This window comes from Microbacterium faecale, assembly GCF_014640975.1.
Taxonomy (GTDB): Bacteria; Actinomycetota; Actinomycetes; order Actinomycetales; family Microbacteriaceae; genus Microbacterium; species Microbacterium faecale.
In genome coordinates this window covers 668,641-682,032 of sequence record NZ_BMHO01000001.1, presented here as the reverse complement: position 1 = coordinate 682,032, position 13,392 = coordinate 668,641, and the positions used below count along the sequence as shown (strand labels likewise).

Genomic DNA, 13,392 nt, shown 5'->3' with positions numbered 1-13,392 from the left:
TCGGTGGCATAGCGTCGCGCGCGCTCGGTAGCCTGATCGCAGACATCCAAGGAGGGTCAGCATGCACGACGCGATGAGCGAAGCCGCGTGGGAAGAAGACGCGCTCGAACAGCTGCACATGCTCGGATGGCGCACCACGCACGGGTCCGAGGTCGCCCCGGGCACAGGCGAACGCGAGACGTGGGACGATCCGCTCATCAAGCATCGACTGCTTGACGCGATGCGCCGCCTGAACCCCCAGGTGCCCGCGTCCTTCATCGCGCAGGCCGCAGAGGAGATCGCATCCGCGACGTCGCAGGACGCGATCGCCGAGAACAAGCGGATCCACGACATCCTTACGGAGGGATATCGCCTCACGTACATCGATGCTGACGGGCAGGAGCAGAACCCCACGCTCCGCGTGCTCGGCGCCACGCCCGAGGAGAACGACTGGCTCGCCGTCAACCAGCTCACGGTGCGGCAGCGTGACACGCATCGCCGCTTCGACCTCGTCCTCTACGTCAATGGCATGCCCCTGAGCATCATCGAGCTCAAGCGCCCCACGAACTACGACGGAGTCATCGAGGCACGTGCCCAACTGACCACGTACGTCGACGAGTTTCCGCTCGCTTTCCGGTTCGCCGCGTTCGTCGTGGTCAGCGATGGATTCGACGCACGCTATGGCACCCCCTTCACGCCACTGCACCATTTCTCACCCTGGAACGTCGACGACGACGGTCGGCGCTACACATACCCACGCCAGCAGGGGGGCGTGTGGTTCACCGCCTTCAACGATGTGCTCGACGGCCTCTTCAACCAGGAGCGCATGCTCGAGCTCTTGCGTTCGTTCGTCGCGTTCGACGAGGGCGACGACGCTCTCGCGAAACGCATCGCGAAGCCGCACCAATACATTGCCGTCAACAAAGCCGTTCGCAAGACGCTCGATGCGGTCACGAGTGACGGGCGCGCCGGCGTCGTGTGGCACACGCAGGGGTCGGGCAAGTCGATGGAGATGGAGCTCTACGCGAACCTCGTCTGCCGCCACCCGCAGCTCCACAATCCAACGATCGTCGTCGTCACCGACCGCACGGAACTCGACGGACAGCTGTTCGAGACCTTCCAGCGCAGCACGCTGCTCCCAGAACAGCCGCGCCAAGTCACGTCGCGGGTCGAACTGCGCCAGGAGTTGAGCGACAGAACGACGGGTGGAATCTACTTCACGACGCTCCAGAAGTTCGGGCTGTCCTCGGCAGAGAAGAGCTCCCGTCTCGACCACCCGCTGCTGAGCGACCGCCGCAACGTCATCGTCATCGTCGACGAAGCACACCGCAGCCACTACGACGACGTCGACGGGTACGCACGCTACCTGCGCGACGCGCTGCCGCACGCGACGCTGATCGCGTTCACCGGAACGCCGATCTCGCTCGGCGAGCGCGACACGCGCGCCGTATTCGGTGACGACATCGACGTGTACGACCTTTCCCGCGCCGTCGACGACGGCGCGACGGTTCCCGTGCGATTCGAGCCACGTCTGGTGACGGTAGGGCTCTCATCTGACGTATCGGACGAGGAACTCGACCGCGCTGCGGACGAAGCGACGACCGGGCTCGACGACGTGGAACGAGCGCGCGTGGAGTCGTCGGTCGCCGTGATCAACGCGGTGTACGGCGCACCCGAGCGCATCGCCGCGCTGGCCGAGGACATCATTGTGCACTGGGAAGAACGCCGCGACCGGATGCGCACTTTCATCGGCGGACCAGGCAAAGCTTTGATCGTCGGCGGCACACGGAAGATCTGCGCCGATCTCTACGCCGCAATCGTCGAGAGACGCCCCGACTGGCACGACGACGCTCTCGATGCCGGGCGCATCAAGGTCGTCTACTCGGCTGGCAAGGCATCCGACGATGCCGCGGTGCGGGCGCACGCGCGCCGCGAGTCCGAGAACAAGGCGATCAAGAAGCGCATCAAGGATCCTGCTGACGAACTCGAGCTCGTGATCGTCAAGGACATGATGCTCACGGGTTTCGATGCGCCCGCGCTCCACACCCTCTACCTCGATCGTCCCCTCAAGGGTGCCCTGCTGATGCAGACCCTCGCGCGCGTGAACCGCACCTTCCACGGCAAGCAGGACGGGCTGCTCGTGGCGTTCGCGCCGATCACGGAGAACCTCAAGAACGCCCTCGCCGAATACACGGCCGACGACCAGGAGAACCGCCCCGTCGGACGCGACACGGAGGAGACCGCCGAGGGCGTGCGGGAGGCGGTCGCCCTCGCCAGGCAGCTTCTCGACCCGTCCGGATGGCGAGACATCTATGCGGCGGGCGGGCGCTACGCGGTACGGAACGCGCTCGGTTGCGCAGCGAACTACCTGCGTGACCCGCACACGCCGGGCAACTCCACCGAGGGCGAGTCACTCGCCTCCCGATTCCGACGGATCAGCGGCACCCTCGTGCGTCTCTGGGCTCTCTCGTCGACCAACAGCTCGCTGCGCCCACTGCGCGACGAGGTCGCCTTCTACGAGAACGTGCGCGCGTATCTCGCGAAGCTCGACGCGATGGATCGACAAGAGCGCGGCGAGCCCATCCCCGCAGATGTCGAACGCACACTCGCCGCGCTGATCGACGACAGTACGGCCGCCGACGGCGTAGTCGATATCTACGCCGCGGCCGGGCTCCCGCCGCTGACCCTCGACGAGCTCACCCCACAGGTCGTAAGCCAGGCACAACAGTCCCCGAACCCGCAGCTCGCGATCGACGCCCTGCGCCACCTCCTCGTGACGGAAGCATCGACGGCGACACGTGGCAACCTCACGCGCCAGCGCGCGTTCTCGGACCGCATCTCACAATTGATGAACCGTTATACGAACTCCCAACTGACGTCCGCCGAAGTGATGGCGGCCCTCGGCGACATGGCCGACGAGATCCGCGCCGAGCACGCGCGCGGGTCGGGCTTTGAGCCACCGCTCTCGGGAGACGAACTCGCGTTCTATGACGCGATCGCGGAGAACGAATCCGCGATGCGGCTGCAAGGATCCGACACGCTCGCCGAGATCGCACGCGAACTCGTGAAGATCATGCAGCGCGACGTGCGTACCGACTGGACCGTGCGCGAGAACGTCCGAGCGAAGCTGCGGCAATCGATCAAACGTCTGCTCGTGCGTTTCCGGTACCCGCCCGACAAGCAGCCGGACGCCATCGTCGCCGTGCTCAACCAGATGGAGGAGATCGCGCCGCGCTACGCGGCGTGAGTCGGGCGCTACCCCTCGAACGCGAGCTTTGTGAGCGCGCGGCGGAGCGTCTCGGCCTCGTGCTCGTCGACGCCGGCGGTGATGTCGACGACGGTCTCTCGCGCGGTCTCGTAGAGCTCGCTGCCGGCGGGCGTGGCCGCGACGACCTTCGCGCGGCGGTCGCGCGGATCCGTCTCGCGGGCGAGGAGCCCGCGCTGCTCGAGATCGTCGACGAGCGCGACGACCTGACTCGGATCCAGCCGCAGGAACTCGGCGATCTCGCGTTGCGTCGGAGGCTGGTCATCCAGGGCGAGACCGAGCACCGAGAACGAGCGCACCTTGAGACCGAGGGGCGCGAGCGCCTCGTTGTCCCGCTGGGCCGCCACGACGCTCGCTCGGGTGAGGAGGAAGCTCACGTTGCGCGTGAGCGCGGATCCTCGAACCACATCAGCGTGCGCGGGAGTCATGGATCGACTTTAGCAAACTCATGCATACAACAACCATTGACTTTTTCAAGCATTCGCGATGAGATGGACGAAGACTTGCAGATCGAACGGAAATCGGAGAACGCCATGACGCTTACGGGCACCGTCGCCATCGTCACCGGATCGGGCCAGGGGCTCGGTCTCGCCTACGCCCGCGAACTCGCCGCCCAGGGCGCGAGCGTCGTCATCAACGACGTCAGCCAGGAGACGGCGGACGCCGCCGTGAAGCAGATCACCGACGCCGGCGGCACCGCGAGCGCCGTCGTCGCCCCGGTCGGATCCACGGAGACCGCAAAGGCGCTCGTCGACCACGCGTACGAGACCTACGGCCGCCTCGACTCGCTCGTCACGAACGCGGGCATCCTCCGCGACCGCACGCTGTGGAAGATGACCGACGAGGACTTCGACGCGGTGATCAACGTGCACCTGCGCGGCACGTTCACCTGCGTGCGCGAGGCCGCGACCCGCTGGCGCGAGGCCGGCACGCAGGGACACATCGTGTGCATCGGCTCCCCGACCGGGCAGCGCGGCAACTTCGGCCAGACGAACTACGCCGCCGCCAAGTCCGGCATCGTCGGCATGGTGCGCACCTGGGCGCTCGAGCTGAAGAAGGCCGGTATCACGGTCAACGCCGTGATCCCCGTTGCCGCCACCGCCATGACGAAGACCGTGCCGTTCTTCCAGAAGGCCGTCGAGGCCGACGAGCGCGGCGAGGCCATGCCCGAGTTCTTCCGCAAGGAGCTCGGCTTCGGCACCGCTGACGACGTCGCCGGCACGATCGCGTTCCTCGCCTCCGACGCCGCGAACGGCATCACCGGCCAGGTCGTCGGCGTGGGCGGCGACCGCCTGCAGCTGTGGTCGCACCCCGAGGCCGTCACGACGGTCTACCGCGAGGGCGGCTGGTCGTACGACGACCTCGCCTCCGGCTTCTCCGACGCGGTCGGCGAGCTGCAGTCGGTCGGCGAGAAGTTCCCGCAGCTGCCCGACGAGCTCGCTCCGGAGCCGCGGTCGTGACCAGCGCCCGCTACGAGACGTCGATCGACCTCGCGTCGATCGACGCAATCGACACGCACGTCCACATCGAGGTCGACCACGAGGGCCAGTCCTCGCTGCCCGCCGACCTCGCGGAGGCCGCGAGCAAGTACTTCCGCGCTGACGGGCCGCGCCCGGACGTCGACGGCATCGCCGCGTACTACCGCGAGCGCCGGATGGCCGCGGTCGTCTTCACGGTCGACGCGACGACGCACCTCAAGCAGGCGCCGCTGTCGAACGACGAAATCATCGACGGTGCGATCCGTCACAGCGACGTGCTCATCCCCTTCGGATCCGTTGACCCGAACCGCGATGACGCGCTGGACGAGATCGGCCGACTCATCGACCGCGGTGTGAAGGGGTTCAAGTTCCACCCCACCGTGCAGGGCTTCGATCCGAGCGACGACCGGTTCGCTCCCGTGTACGCCGCGCTGCAGGACGCGGGCGTCATCGCGCTGTTCCACACGGGGCAGACGGGAATCGGCGCCGGCATGCGGGGCGGACGCGGGCTGCGGCTCGCCCTGTCGAACCCGATGCTCCTCGACAACGTGGCAGCGGACTACGGCGACCTGCAGATCATCATGGCCCACCCGTCGGTGCCGTGGCAGGACGAGGCGCTCTCGGTCGCGACGCACAAGCACAACACGTGGATCGACCTGTCGGGCTGGAGCCCGAAGTACTTCCCGCCGTCGCTCGTGCGGTACGCGAACTCGCTCATCAAGGATCGGGTGCTGTTCGGATCCGACTTCCCGCTTCTCACGCCGGACCGTTGGATCCGCGACGCCGAGAAGGCCGAGGCGTTCAAGCCCGAGGTGCTGCCGAACGTCATGAAGCTCAACGCCGCACGTCTGCTGAAGCTCGTATGACCGCCGATCCCGTTCTCGATCGCCTCGGCTTCACCGAGCGTCACCTCTCGAGCCCTGCCCGCGCGGCACTCGACGAGCTGGCGAACGTGCTCGAGGACCGGATCCAGCCGCTGCTCGCCGACGCATGGGAGCGGGCCAGCATGCCCGACGAGGTGCTCGGCGAGCTCGTGCCGCTCGGTCTCATGGAGCCAGCCGGCGTCGACGCGGCTGAGGCCGACTCGAGCCTGTTCAGCGGCTTCCGCAACTACGTGCTCGCGCGCTGCGATACGTCGGTCGCGACGATGTACAACGCCCAGTCCGGGCTCTTCCGGGCGATCGTGAACCACGGCGGCTCGGCCGAGCAGGCCGCTCGATGGGATCCGCTCGTACGCCGCTTCGAGATGCGGGGCGTGTTCGCGCTCACCGAGCCGGACCACGGATCCGACATCGCCGGCGGCCTCGCGACGACCGCGACCCGCGAGGGCGACACGTGGCGCATCGACGGCGAGAAGAAGTGGATCGGCGGTGCCGACGCGGCCGACGTGCTGGCGGTCTTCGCCCGCGACACCGCCGACGGCCGCGTCAAGACGTTCCTCGTCGAGCGCGATGCTCCTGGCGTGACGCTCGAGCCCATCGAGGGCAAGGTGTCGTTGCGCATCATGCAGAACTTCCACATCCGTCTCGACGGTGTGCGCGTGAACGAGGACCACCGTCTCCACGGCATCAACTCGTGGCGCGACGTCGCCGACGTGCTGCGTCGGATGCGCTCGGACGTCGCATGGATCGCCGCCGGCCTGCAGGCCGGCGCCGTCGCGGCGGCGCTGTCCTACGTGCGCGAGCGCGAGCAGTTCGGCCGGCCGATCGGCGGCTTCCAGCTCGTTCAGGAGAAGCTCGCGCGCATGGTCGGCAACGCCACCAGCTGTCTCGCCCTCGCCGTCGAGCTGTCCGTTCAGCAGGACGCGGGCACCTGGAGCGACGAGAACTCCGCCCTCGCCAAGATGGTCACGGCCGAACGGGCGCGGGAGACCGTCGCCCTCGGTCGCGAGCTCCTCGGCGGCAACGGACTGCTCCTCGAGCACGCTGCCGCCCGGTTCTTCGCCGACGCGGAGGCCGTGTACTCGTACGAGGGCACCCACGAGATCAATTCCCTCATCGTCGGCCGGTCGCTCACCGACCAGTCGGCATTCATCTGACACCGCCACGGAAGGACCGCATATGACCACGCAGACCGTCGTCCCATACGCCGAGATCACCTCGCTCGAGGGCCGCGACCTGGGCTTCACCGACTGGTTCGAGATCACGCAGGACCGCGTGAACACGTTTGCCGACGCCGTCGACGACCACCAGTGGATCCACGTCGAGCCCGAGCGCGCGACGGCCGAGAGCCCCTTCGGCGGCCCGATCGCGCACGGCTTCCTGTCGCTGTCGCTCGCGACGAAGTTCTGGAGCGACCTGTGCGACGTCGAGGGCGTGAAGACCAAGGTCAACTACGGCCTCGACAAGGTGCGCTTCGTCTCCCCCGTCGCCGTCGGCGCGAAGGTGCGCATGAACGCCGTCATCGCCGAGGTCACCGAGGTCAAGGGCAACGGCTACCAGCTCGCGGTCGACCACACGTTCGAGGTCGAGGGATCCGAGCGTCCGGCCGTCATCACGCGCAGCCTGTACCGCTTCTACGCGTAATCACTCCCGTGTCGCCAGAGATTGCGATGGCGGAGGCACTCCGCCCGCAATCTCTGGCGACCCTCACGATACGAACGAGGACGTTCACGAATGTTCAACCACGGCATCGGCGCCTGGACCTCGAAGCGGCGCCTGAAGCAGCCCGACAAGCTCGCGCTCGTGTTCGGCGAGCGCACGTTCACCTACCGGCAGTTCGCCGACGCGGTCGACCAGATCGCCGAAGTGCTGCACGTGCGCGACATCTCGCGCGGCGATCGCGTGGCGTACCTCGGTGAGAACAGCCCCGAGTTCCTCTTCACGCTTTTCGCGTGCACGCAGATCGGCGCGGTGTTCGTCCCCGTCAACACGCGGCTCGCGCCGCCCGAGATCACTCACGTGCTCACCGACAGCAGCGCGCGGGCCCTCATCCACGACGAGGAATTCGCCGAGCGCGCAGCACCGGGCATCGAGGCGGCCGGCGTCGCGCACGTGATCCCGACGGCGGGAGAGACCGGCGAGACGCTCCCAAAGCTCATGACCCTCTCGCGCGGCGGACGGGTGGCCGAGACCATGGCGCTCGAGGAGCCCGCCGCGATCATCTACACCTCCGGCACGACGGGCCGCCCCAAGGGCGCCGTCCTCAGCCACGAGAACCTCACCTACGTGTCGTTCAACGCCGTCATCGACTACGGCTTCTCCGACGCCGACACCGGCCTGCTCATCTCACCGCTCTTCCACGTCGCCGCGCTCGGCATGGGTGCGCTGCCGCTCGTGCTCGTCGGCGGCACCATCGTGCTCGAGAAGGGCTTCGACGCGGGTCGTGCGCTCGACCTGATCGGCCGCCACGGGATCACCTCGCTCAGCGGCGTGCCCACGACCTACCAGCTGCTCGCCGACCACGAGAAGTGGTCCGAGACCGATCTGTCGACGCTGCGGCGGCTCACGTGCGGCGGATCCGCCGTGCCCACGCGGATCCTCGACGCCTACGAGGAGCGCGGGCTCGCGTTCTCGCAGGGGTACGGCATGACCGAGACCTCGCCGGGCGCCTCCTACCTTCCGCCGCAGTGGACGCGCGAGAAGCAGGGCAGCGTCGGCCTCCCGCACACGTTCACGAACATCCGGATCACGAACGAGGACGGACAGGTGGTGCCGCGCGGCACCATCGGCGAGATCGAGATCCAGGGCCCGAACGTCTTCGCCGGCTACCACGGGCTGCCGGACAAGACGGCGGAGTCGTTCCGCCCCGGCGGCTGGTTCCGTTCCGGCGACATGGGCTATCTCGATGACGACGGGTTCCTGTTCATCGCCGATCGCCTGAAGGACATGATCATCTCGGGCGGCGAGAACATCTACCCCGCCGAGATCGAGAACCTCATTGCCGACATCGACGGCGTCACGGGCGTCGCGGTCATCGGCGTACCCGACGAGAGGTGGGGCGAAGTGCCGTGGGCGATCGTCTCGCTGCGCGAAGGCGACGCGCTCTCGAGCGAGGAGCTCGTCACACATCTCGACGGCCGGATCGCGCGGTACAAGATCCCGCGCACCACGCGCGTCATCGATGAGTTCCCGCGCACGGCGTCGGGCAAGATCCGCAAGGCGGACCTGCGCGCGCGCTTCACGGGATCCGTGCGCCCCACCCGCGAGGCGGGGACGCAGGAGCCGTGGAAAACGGAGACGATCCGCACGCCGAAGCGCGGCCGCGGCTGAGGCAGAAGCCGCGCCCTCCTCGCGCCGACGGCATGGACCTGGCATTCTTAGAGTGAATGCCGCGGGCGACCGAGGCGTTCACTCCACACAGACAGACAGGATGAGCCATGACGGACAACCCGACGGACCCGCAGCAGGGCGCCGAGGGCGCACCGGGCGCCGTGCCGCCGCAGCAGCCGCAGGGCCAGCAGCAGCCGACCCCTCCGCAGCCCCCTCAGCAGCCGCAGAGCCAGCCGACGCCTCCCCCGGCGCCGCAGCAGCAGCCCCCGCAGGGCTACCCGCAGCAGCCGCCCCAGGGCTACCCGCAGCAGCAGCAGCCACCCCAGGGCTACCCGCAGCAGCCTCCGCACGGCTATCCACAGCAGCCGCAGGGCGGATACCAGCAGCCGGCATACGGGCCTCCCGCGGACAACTCGAACCTGCAGCTCAACCTGTGGCTCAGCGTGTTCTTCGCGTGGCTGCCGGCGCTGATCTTCTTCCTGATCGAGAAGGACAAGGTCGACCCCGCCACGCGCAAGGCCGTAGCGGACAACCTGAACTTCCAGCTCATCCGTACGATCGCGATGGTCGCGGCGCTGCTGATCATCTGGATCCCCATCCTCGGCCAGCTGCTGTACATCGGCGTCGCGATCGCCGGTCTCGTGATCGCCATCATGCACGCCGTGAAGGTTCCGCCGCAGGTTCAGACCGGGCAGTACGCAACCTTCATGGTCACGCCGTCGTGGGTCAAGTAACCGCGCACGACGCAACGACCTGAACGATGCCCCCGGATCCGTCCGGGGGCATCGTCGTGTCTCAGGCGGCTTCGCGCGCCTCGCGGAATCCGCCGAACGCCGCCGCCGCGAGAGCGATGAGGAGGCCGCCGATCATGCCGCACACCGCCGGCAGCGCCGTGTCATCGCCCCACAGGCCACCGATCGGCGTCGCGAGGGCGCCGACAACGTACTGCTGCAGACCGAGGCCGGCGGATCCGGCACCCGCCGCGGTGCGGGTGCGCCCGAGTGCCCGCGCGGTCGAGCTCGACATGCCGCCCGCGATGCCCGCCGCGAACACGCACGTCAGCGGAATCCACAGGGCGAACGTGAGCGTGGCTGTGAGGATCAGGCACAGCAGCACGATTGCGGCGGCCACGGCGGCGAGCTGCGCGATCCGCTGTGCGGGCCCGACGCCGATGCGGGTCGCGAGGCGGCCGCTCGCGAGCGCCCCCATCACGAAGGACGCGGATCCCGCGGCGAAGGCGAGCGCGTATGTCACGGGCGTCTGGCCGAAGAGGTTCTGCACGATGAACGACGACGACCCGATGTAGATGATGAACGCGCCGTAGGTGAACGCGTATGACGTTGCATATCCGACGAAGGGCGCGTCGCGCGCCAGGTGCGCGAGGTTTCCGAGCAGCCGTCCGATCCGGGCGGGATGACGGCGTTCGGGCGGGAGCGACTCGGGGATGGCGAGCGCCGTGACGACCGTCATCGCGGTCGCGATCGTCGCGAGTCCCGCAAGCGCCAGGCGCCATCCTCCCCATTCGGCCAGCAGCGCTCCGATGGGCGTGCCGAGGATCGGTCCGATGCCCATCATCGCGACGACGATGCTGATGCCGCGTGCGGCCTGAGCGCGGTCGGCGAGGTCCGTCACGATCGCTCGCGCGAGCGCCGCGCCCGCGGCTCCGAAGAGGCCCTGCGCGAAGCGCAGTGCGATGACGGCCTCGATGGATCCGACAAGGGCGGAGGCGAATCCGGCGACCGCATACAGCGCCAGCGCGACGAGGAGCGTCCGTCGTCGGCCGAGCGCATCGGAGACTGTGCCGACGACGAGCTGGCCGGCCGCCGCGCCGACAAGGAAGGCGGTGAGGGTGAGCTGCACGACCGCCGCGGTCACACCGAAGTCGGACTGCAGACTCGGGAAGGACGGCAGGTACAGGTCTGTCGCGAGCGATCCCGCCATCCCGACGAACCCCAGGGCCGCGAGGAGCCCTGGGGTCAATGTCGGAGTGTTCGCACGATCAGCGCACATGCGCCTCATCAGGTCGGAAGCCTTCCTTGGCGAGCTGGATCTGCTCGTAGACGTGGTGACGAAGCTCGGTGAACCTCGGCAGCGCGCGTGTCTCGAGCTGGTCGCGCTCGTCGGGCAGGTCGATCTCGATGTCTTCCTGGATCACCGTCGGCGAGGACGAGAGGATCACGACGCGCGAGGCGAGATAGACCGACTCGTCGATGTCGTGCGTGACGAACAGGATCGTCACGCCGAGCCGCTCACGAATCGATCGGACGAGGTCCTCGAGGTCGGCACGCGTCTGCGCGTCGACCGCCGCGAACGGTTCGTCCATCAGGAGGACCTCGGGCTCGTACGCGAGGGCGCGCGCGATCGCGACGCGCTGCTGCATTCCGCCCGAGAGCTGCCACGGATACTGGCGACCCGCGTGGGCGAGCCCCACGCTCTCGAGGGCCGTCGCCACGCGCTCGCGGCGTTCGGCCTTCGGCACGCCCGCGTTCCGCAGCGGGAGCTCGACGTTGTCGGCGACCCTCAGCCACGGGAACAGCGACCGGCCGTACTCCTGGAAGACGACGGCCATCTTCTTCGGCGGGCCGACGACGCGCTTGCCGTCGAGCACGACCTCGCCGCTCGTCGGCTCGAGCAGTCCCGCGATGCACTTCAGCAGCGTCGTCTTACCGGATCCGCTCGGCCCGACGAGGCACGTCAGTTCGTTGCGACCGAGGTCGAACGTCAGGTCGCGTACGGCCTCGATGCCGCCGTCGTCGGTTTCGTAGATCTTCTGCAGCCCGCGCACGGACAGCAGCGTCTGCTCGGGCGGAAGCGTCCGTCCGCGGCCGACGGTCGGGGTTGTGTTCTCAGGAGGCATTTTCCAGGTCCTTCAGTCCGTGATACCAGCGCAGTACGCGGCTCTCAACGAGTTTGAACAGCATCGACACCGCATAGCCGATGAGTCCCAGCATGAGGATGCCGGACCACATCTCGGGCACGGCGAACTGACGCTGGAACTGGGTAATGGAGTATCCGAGTCCGGCGGTGGCATAGAGCATCTCGCTGATCACCATGAGGATGATGCCGACCGGCAGGCTCTGGCGTACACCGGCGATGATCTGCGGCATCGCCGAGGGGATCACTTGGAAGCGCACGCGGTTCCAGCCGCGGATCCCGTAGGAACGGCTGGTCTCCGTCTGCACGGAGTCGGTGGCGCGGACGCCCTCGATGGTGTTGAGCAACACGGGCCAGACCGCGCCGAGCACGATCACCGAGATGCGCATGCCATCGGTACGGCCGAGCACGAGGGCGAGAATCGGGATGAGCACGGGCGGCGGCAGCGCGCGGAAGAACTCGAACACGGGTTCGGTGAACGCGCGCAGTCCGCGGTTGAGCCCGACAGCGATGCCGAGGACGATGCCGAGCACGATCGCGATCGTCGTCCCGGCAGCGAACCGCCAGAGGCTCGGGACGACGTCGCCCACGAAGCGGTCGCCGAACCAGACCGCGCCGAACTCCTGCACGAGCTCGACGGGCTTGGGCACGAACGGGTTGGTCGCGCCGAGCGTGGCGACGTACCAGATCACGATCAGGACGATCGGCAGACCCAGCGCGAAGCCGATCGGAGACAGGATCTTACGCATCAGGCGTCCTCCCTCACCGACTGGTGCCACGACAGCACACGCTTCTCGGTGAACCGCACGGCGAGGTTGATCGCGACGCCAAGCAGCCCGGTGAACAGCACGAGGGCGTACGTCGATTCGTACAGCGCCGCATTGCGCGACTGACCGATCTCGTAGCCGAGACCCTGGGACGTGCCGACGACGAGTTCGATCGTGACCGTGAGGATCAGTGCCACGGCGGCTGCCAGGCGCACTCCCGTCATGAGGTACGGCAGCATCGTCGGGAACACCACGTCGCGGACGCGCTGCCACCAGCTGAAGCCGTAACTGCGGGCAGTCGACATCGCGACGGTGTCGACGTCGGCGACGCCGTAGAGCACCTGGACGAAGATCTGCCAGAACGCGCCGTACACGACGATGAGCAGGCTCTGCTGCAGCGGAACGCTGAGCGCGAGCACCGCGAGCGGAATGAGACCGACCGACGGGATCGGGCGCAGGAACTCGACGGTCGAGCGGGTCAGCCGCGTGAGGAACGAGGACAGCCCGATCACGATGCCGAGGGGGGCCGCGAGCGCGAACGCAACAAGCATGCCGAGCCCCCACGTACCGACCGTGACGCCCACGGCGCTCCAGAAGCCGGTCAGCGTCGCGTTCGTGACGAGGGTCGAGGCGACGCTCGTGGCGGGTGGGAAGTACGTCGGGTTCAGCAGGCTCGTCCGGGAGACGATCTCCCAGATGGCGAGGAACGTCACGATGCCGGCGAGACCGAGCAGCAGGCGGCGGGGGCGGAGCCTCCGTCGCCTGCTGCGTCGCTCTGCGACCGCGACGACCCGCGTGACGGTGTCGGGCGCGGCCAT

The 13,392-nt window shown here is 68.1% G+C and carries 12 protein-coding genes; 7 read left to right on the top strand and 5 right to left on the bottom strand.

Annotated features, from left to right (window positions below; genetic code table 11):
* Positions 1–61: 61 nt before the first annotated feature.
* Positions 62–3,226, top strand: a complete 3,165-nt coding sequence (locus tag IEW87_RS03105; RefSeq protein WP_188710836.1) for a type I restriction endonuclease subunit R — start codon at positions 62–64, stop codon at positions 3,224–3,226.
* 8 nt (positions 3,227–3,234) lie between these two features.
* On the opposite strand, the gene IEW87_RS03100 is transcribed toward IEW87_RS03105, so the two are convergent.
* On the bottom strand, positions 3,235–3,672 hold the full coding sequence (locus tag IEW87_RS03100; protein WP_188710835.1) for a MarR family winged helix-turn-helix transcriptional regulator: 438 nt from the start codon (positions 3,670–3,672) through the stop codon (positions 3,235–3,237).
* Between the two features lie 105 nt (positions 3,673–3,777).
* On the opposite strand from IEW87_RS03100, the gene IEW87_RS03095 reads away from it, so the two are divergent.
* The 6 genes from IEW87_RS03095 to IEW87_RS03070 all read left to right on the top strand — a co-directional run bounded on the left by IEW87_RS03095 (position 3,778) and on the right by IEW87_RS03070 (position 9,667).
* A complete protein-coding gene (locus IEW87_RS03095) occupies positions 3,778–4,704 on the top strand; it encodes an SDR family NAD(P)-dependent oxidoreductase (RefSeq protein WP_188710834.1) in 927 nt (308 codons plus the stop codon).
* Complete coding sequence (locus tag IEW87_RS03090) at positions 4,701–5,588, top strand: amidohydrolase family protein (protein ID WP_308420909.1); 888 nt, start codon at positions 4,701–4,703, stop codon at positions 5,586–5,588. Before IEW87_RS03095 ends, IEW87_RS03090 begins: the two co-directional genes overlap by 4 nt.
* A complete protein-coding gene (locus tag IEW87_RS03085) occupies positions 5,585–6,760 on the top strand; it encodes an acyl-CoA dehydrogenase family protein (RefSeq protein WP_188710833.1) in 1,176 nt (391 codons plus the stop codon). The genes IEW87_RS03090 and IEW87_RS03085 overlap by 4 nt, the downstream gene beginning before the upstream one ends.
* Positions 6,761–6,782: 22 nt before the next feature.
* Positions 6,783–7,247, top strand: coding sequence for a MaoC family dehydratase (locus tag IEW87_RS03080; RefSeq protein ID WP_188710832.1), 465 nt, complete (start codon positions 6,783–6,785; stop codon positions 7,245–7,247).
* 90 nt (positions 7,248–7,337) lie between these two features.
* Positions 7,338–8,933: an o-succinylbenzoate--CoA ligase gene (gene menE, locus IEW87_RS03075; protein ID WP_188710831.1), complete on the top strand. Its 1,596-nt coding sequence runs from the start codon at positions 7,338–7,340 to the stop codon at positions 8,931–8,933.
* 107 nt (positions 8,934–9,040) lie between these two features.
* Entirely contained in the window at positions 9,041–9,667 is a 627-nt protein-coding gene (locus IEW87_RS03070) for a magnetosome magnetite crystal formation protein family (protein ID WP_188710830.1), read from the top strand.
* A 61-nt stretch (positions 9,668–9,728) separates the two neighbouring features.
* Here IEW87_RS03070 and IEW87_RS03065 read toward each other — a convergent pair whose 3' ends face one another.
* From IEW87_RS03065 to IEW87_RS03050, 4 genes are read right to left on the bottom strand one after another with little or no spacing between them, the layout of a single operon-like run.
* Positions 9,729–10,913, bottom strand: coding sequence for a Bcr/CflA family efflux MFS transporter (locus IEW87_RS03065; protein WP_188710829.1), 1,185 nt, complete (start codon positions 10,911–10,913; stop codon positions 9,729–9,731).
* Positions 10,914–10,932: 19 nt separating this feature from the next.
* Positions 10,933–11,790 (bottom strand): ABC transporter ATP-binding protein, encoded by an 858-nt coding sequence (locus IEW87_RS03060; RefSeq protein ID WP_188710828.1) that lies wholly within the window; start codon positions 11,788–11,790, stop codon positions 10,933–10,935.
* Positions 11,780–12,556: an ABC transporter permease gene (locus tag IEW87_RS03055; protein WP_188710827.1), complete on the bottom strand. Its 777-nt coding sequence runs from the start codon at positions 12,554–12,556 to the stop codon at positions 11,780–11,782. Before IEW87_RS03055 ends, IEW87_RS03060 begins: the two co-directional genes overlap by 11 nt.
* The gene (locus IEW87_RS03050; RefSeq protein ID WP_188710826.1) at positions 12,556–13,392 is read right to left on the bottom strand and encodes an ABC transporter permease; all 837 of its coding nucleotides are present in this window, start codon (positions 13,390–13,392) and stop codon (positions 12,556–12,558) included. Before IEW87_RS03050 ends, IEW87_RS03055 begins: the two co-directional genes overlap by 1 nt.

Excerpts from the sequence above, each read along its gene's own strand:
- IEW87_RS03105 (WP_188710836.1), top strand. The coding sequence starts at position 62 with ATGCACGACGCGATGAGCGAAGCCGCGTGGGAAGAAGACGCGCTCGAA.
- IEW87_RS03100 (WP_188710835.1), bottom strand. The coding sequence starts at position 3,672 with ATGACTCCCGCGCACGCTGATGTGGTTCGAGGATCCGCGCTCACGCGC.
- IEW87_RS03095 (WP_188710834.1), top strand. The coding sequence starts at position 3,778 with ATGACGCTTACGGGCACCGTCGCCATCGTCACCGGATCGGGCCAGGGG.
- IEW87_RS03085 (WP_188710833.1), top strand. The coding sequence starts at position 5,585 with ATGACCGCCGATCCCGTTCTCGATCGCCTCGGCTTCACCGAGCGTCAC.
- IEW87_RS03080 (WP_188710832.1), top strand. The coding sequence starts at position 6,783 with ATGACCACGCAGACCGTCGTCCCATACGCCGAGATCACCTCGCTCGAG.
- menE (WP_188710831.1), top strand. The coding sequence starts at position 7,338 with ATGTTCAACCACGGCATCGGCGCCTGGACCTCGAAGCGGCGCCTGAAG.
- IEW87_RS03070 (WP_188710830.1), top strand. The coding sequence starts at position 9,041 with ATGACGGACAACCCGACGGACCCGCAGCAGGGCGCCGAGGGCGCACCG.
- IEW87_RS03060 (WP_188710828.1), bottom strand. The coding sequence starts at position 11,790 with ATGCCTCCTGAGAACACAACCCCGACCGTCGGCCGCGGACGGACGCTT.
- IEW87_RS03055 (WP_188710827.1), bottom strand. The coding sequence starts at position 12,556 with ATGCGTAAGATCCTGTCTCCGATCGGCTTCGCGCTGGGTCTGCCGATC.
- IEW87_RS03050 (WP_188710826.1), bottom strand. The coding sequence starts at position 13,392 with ATGGCCGCGCCCGACACCGTCACGCGGGTCGTCGCGGTCGCAGAGCGA.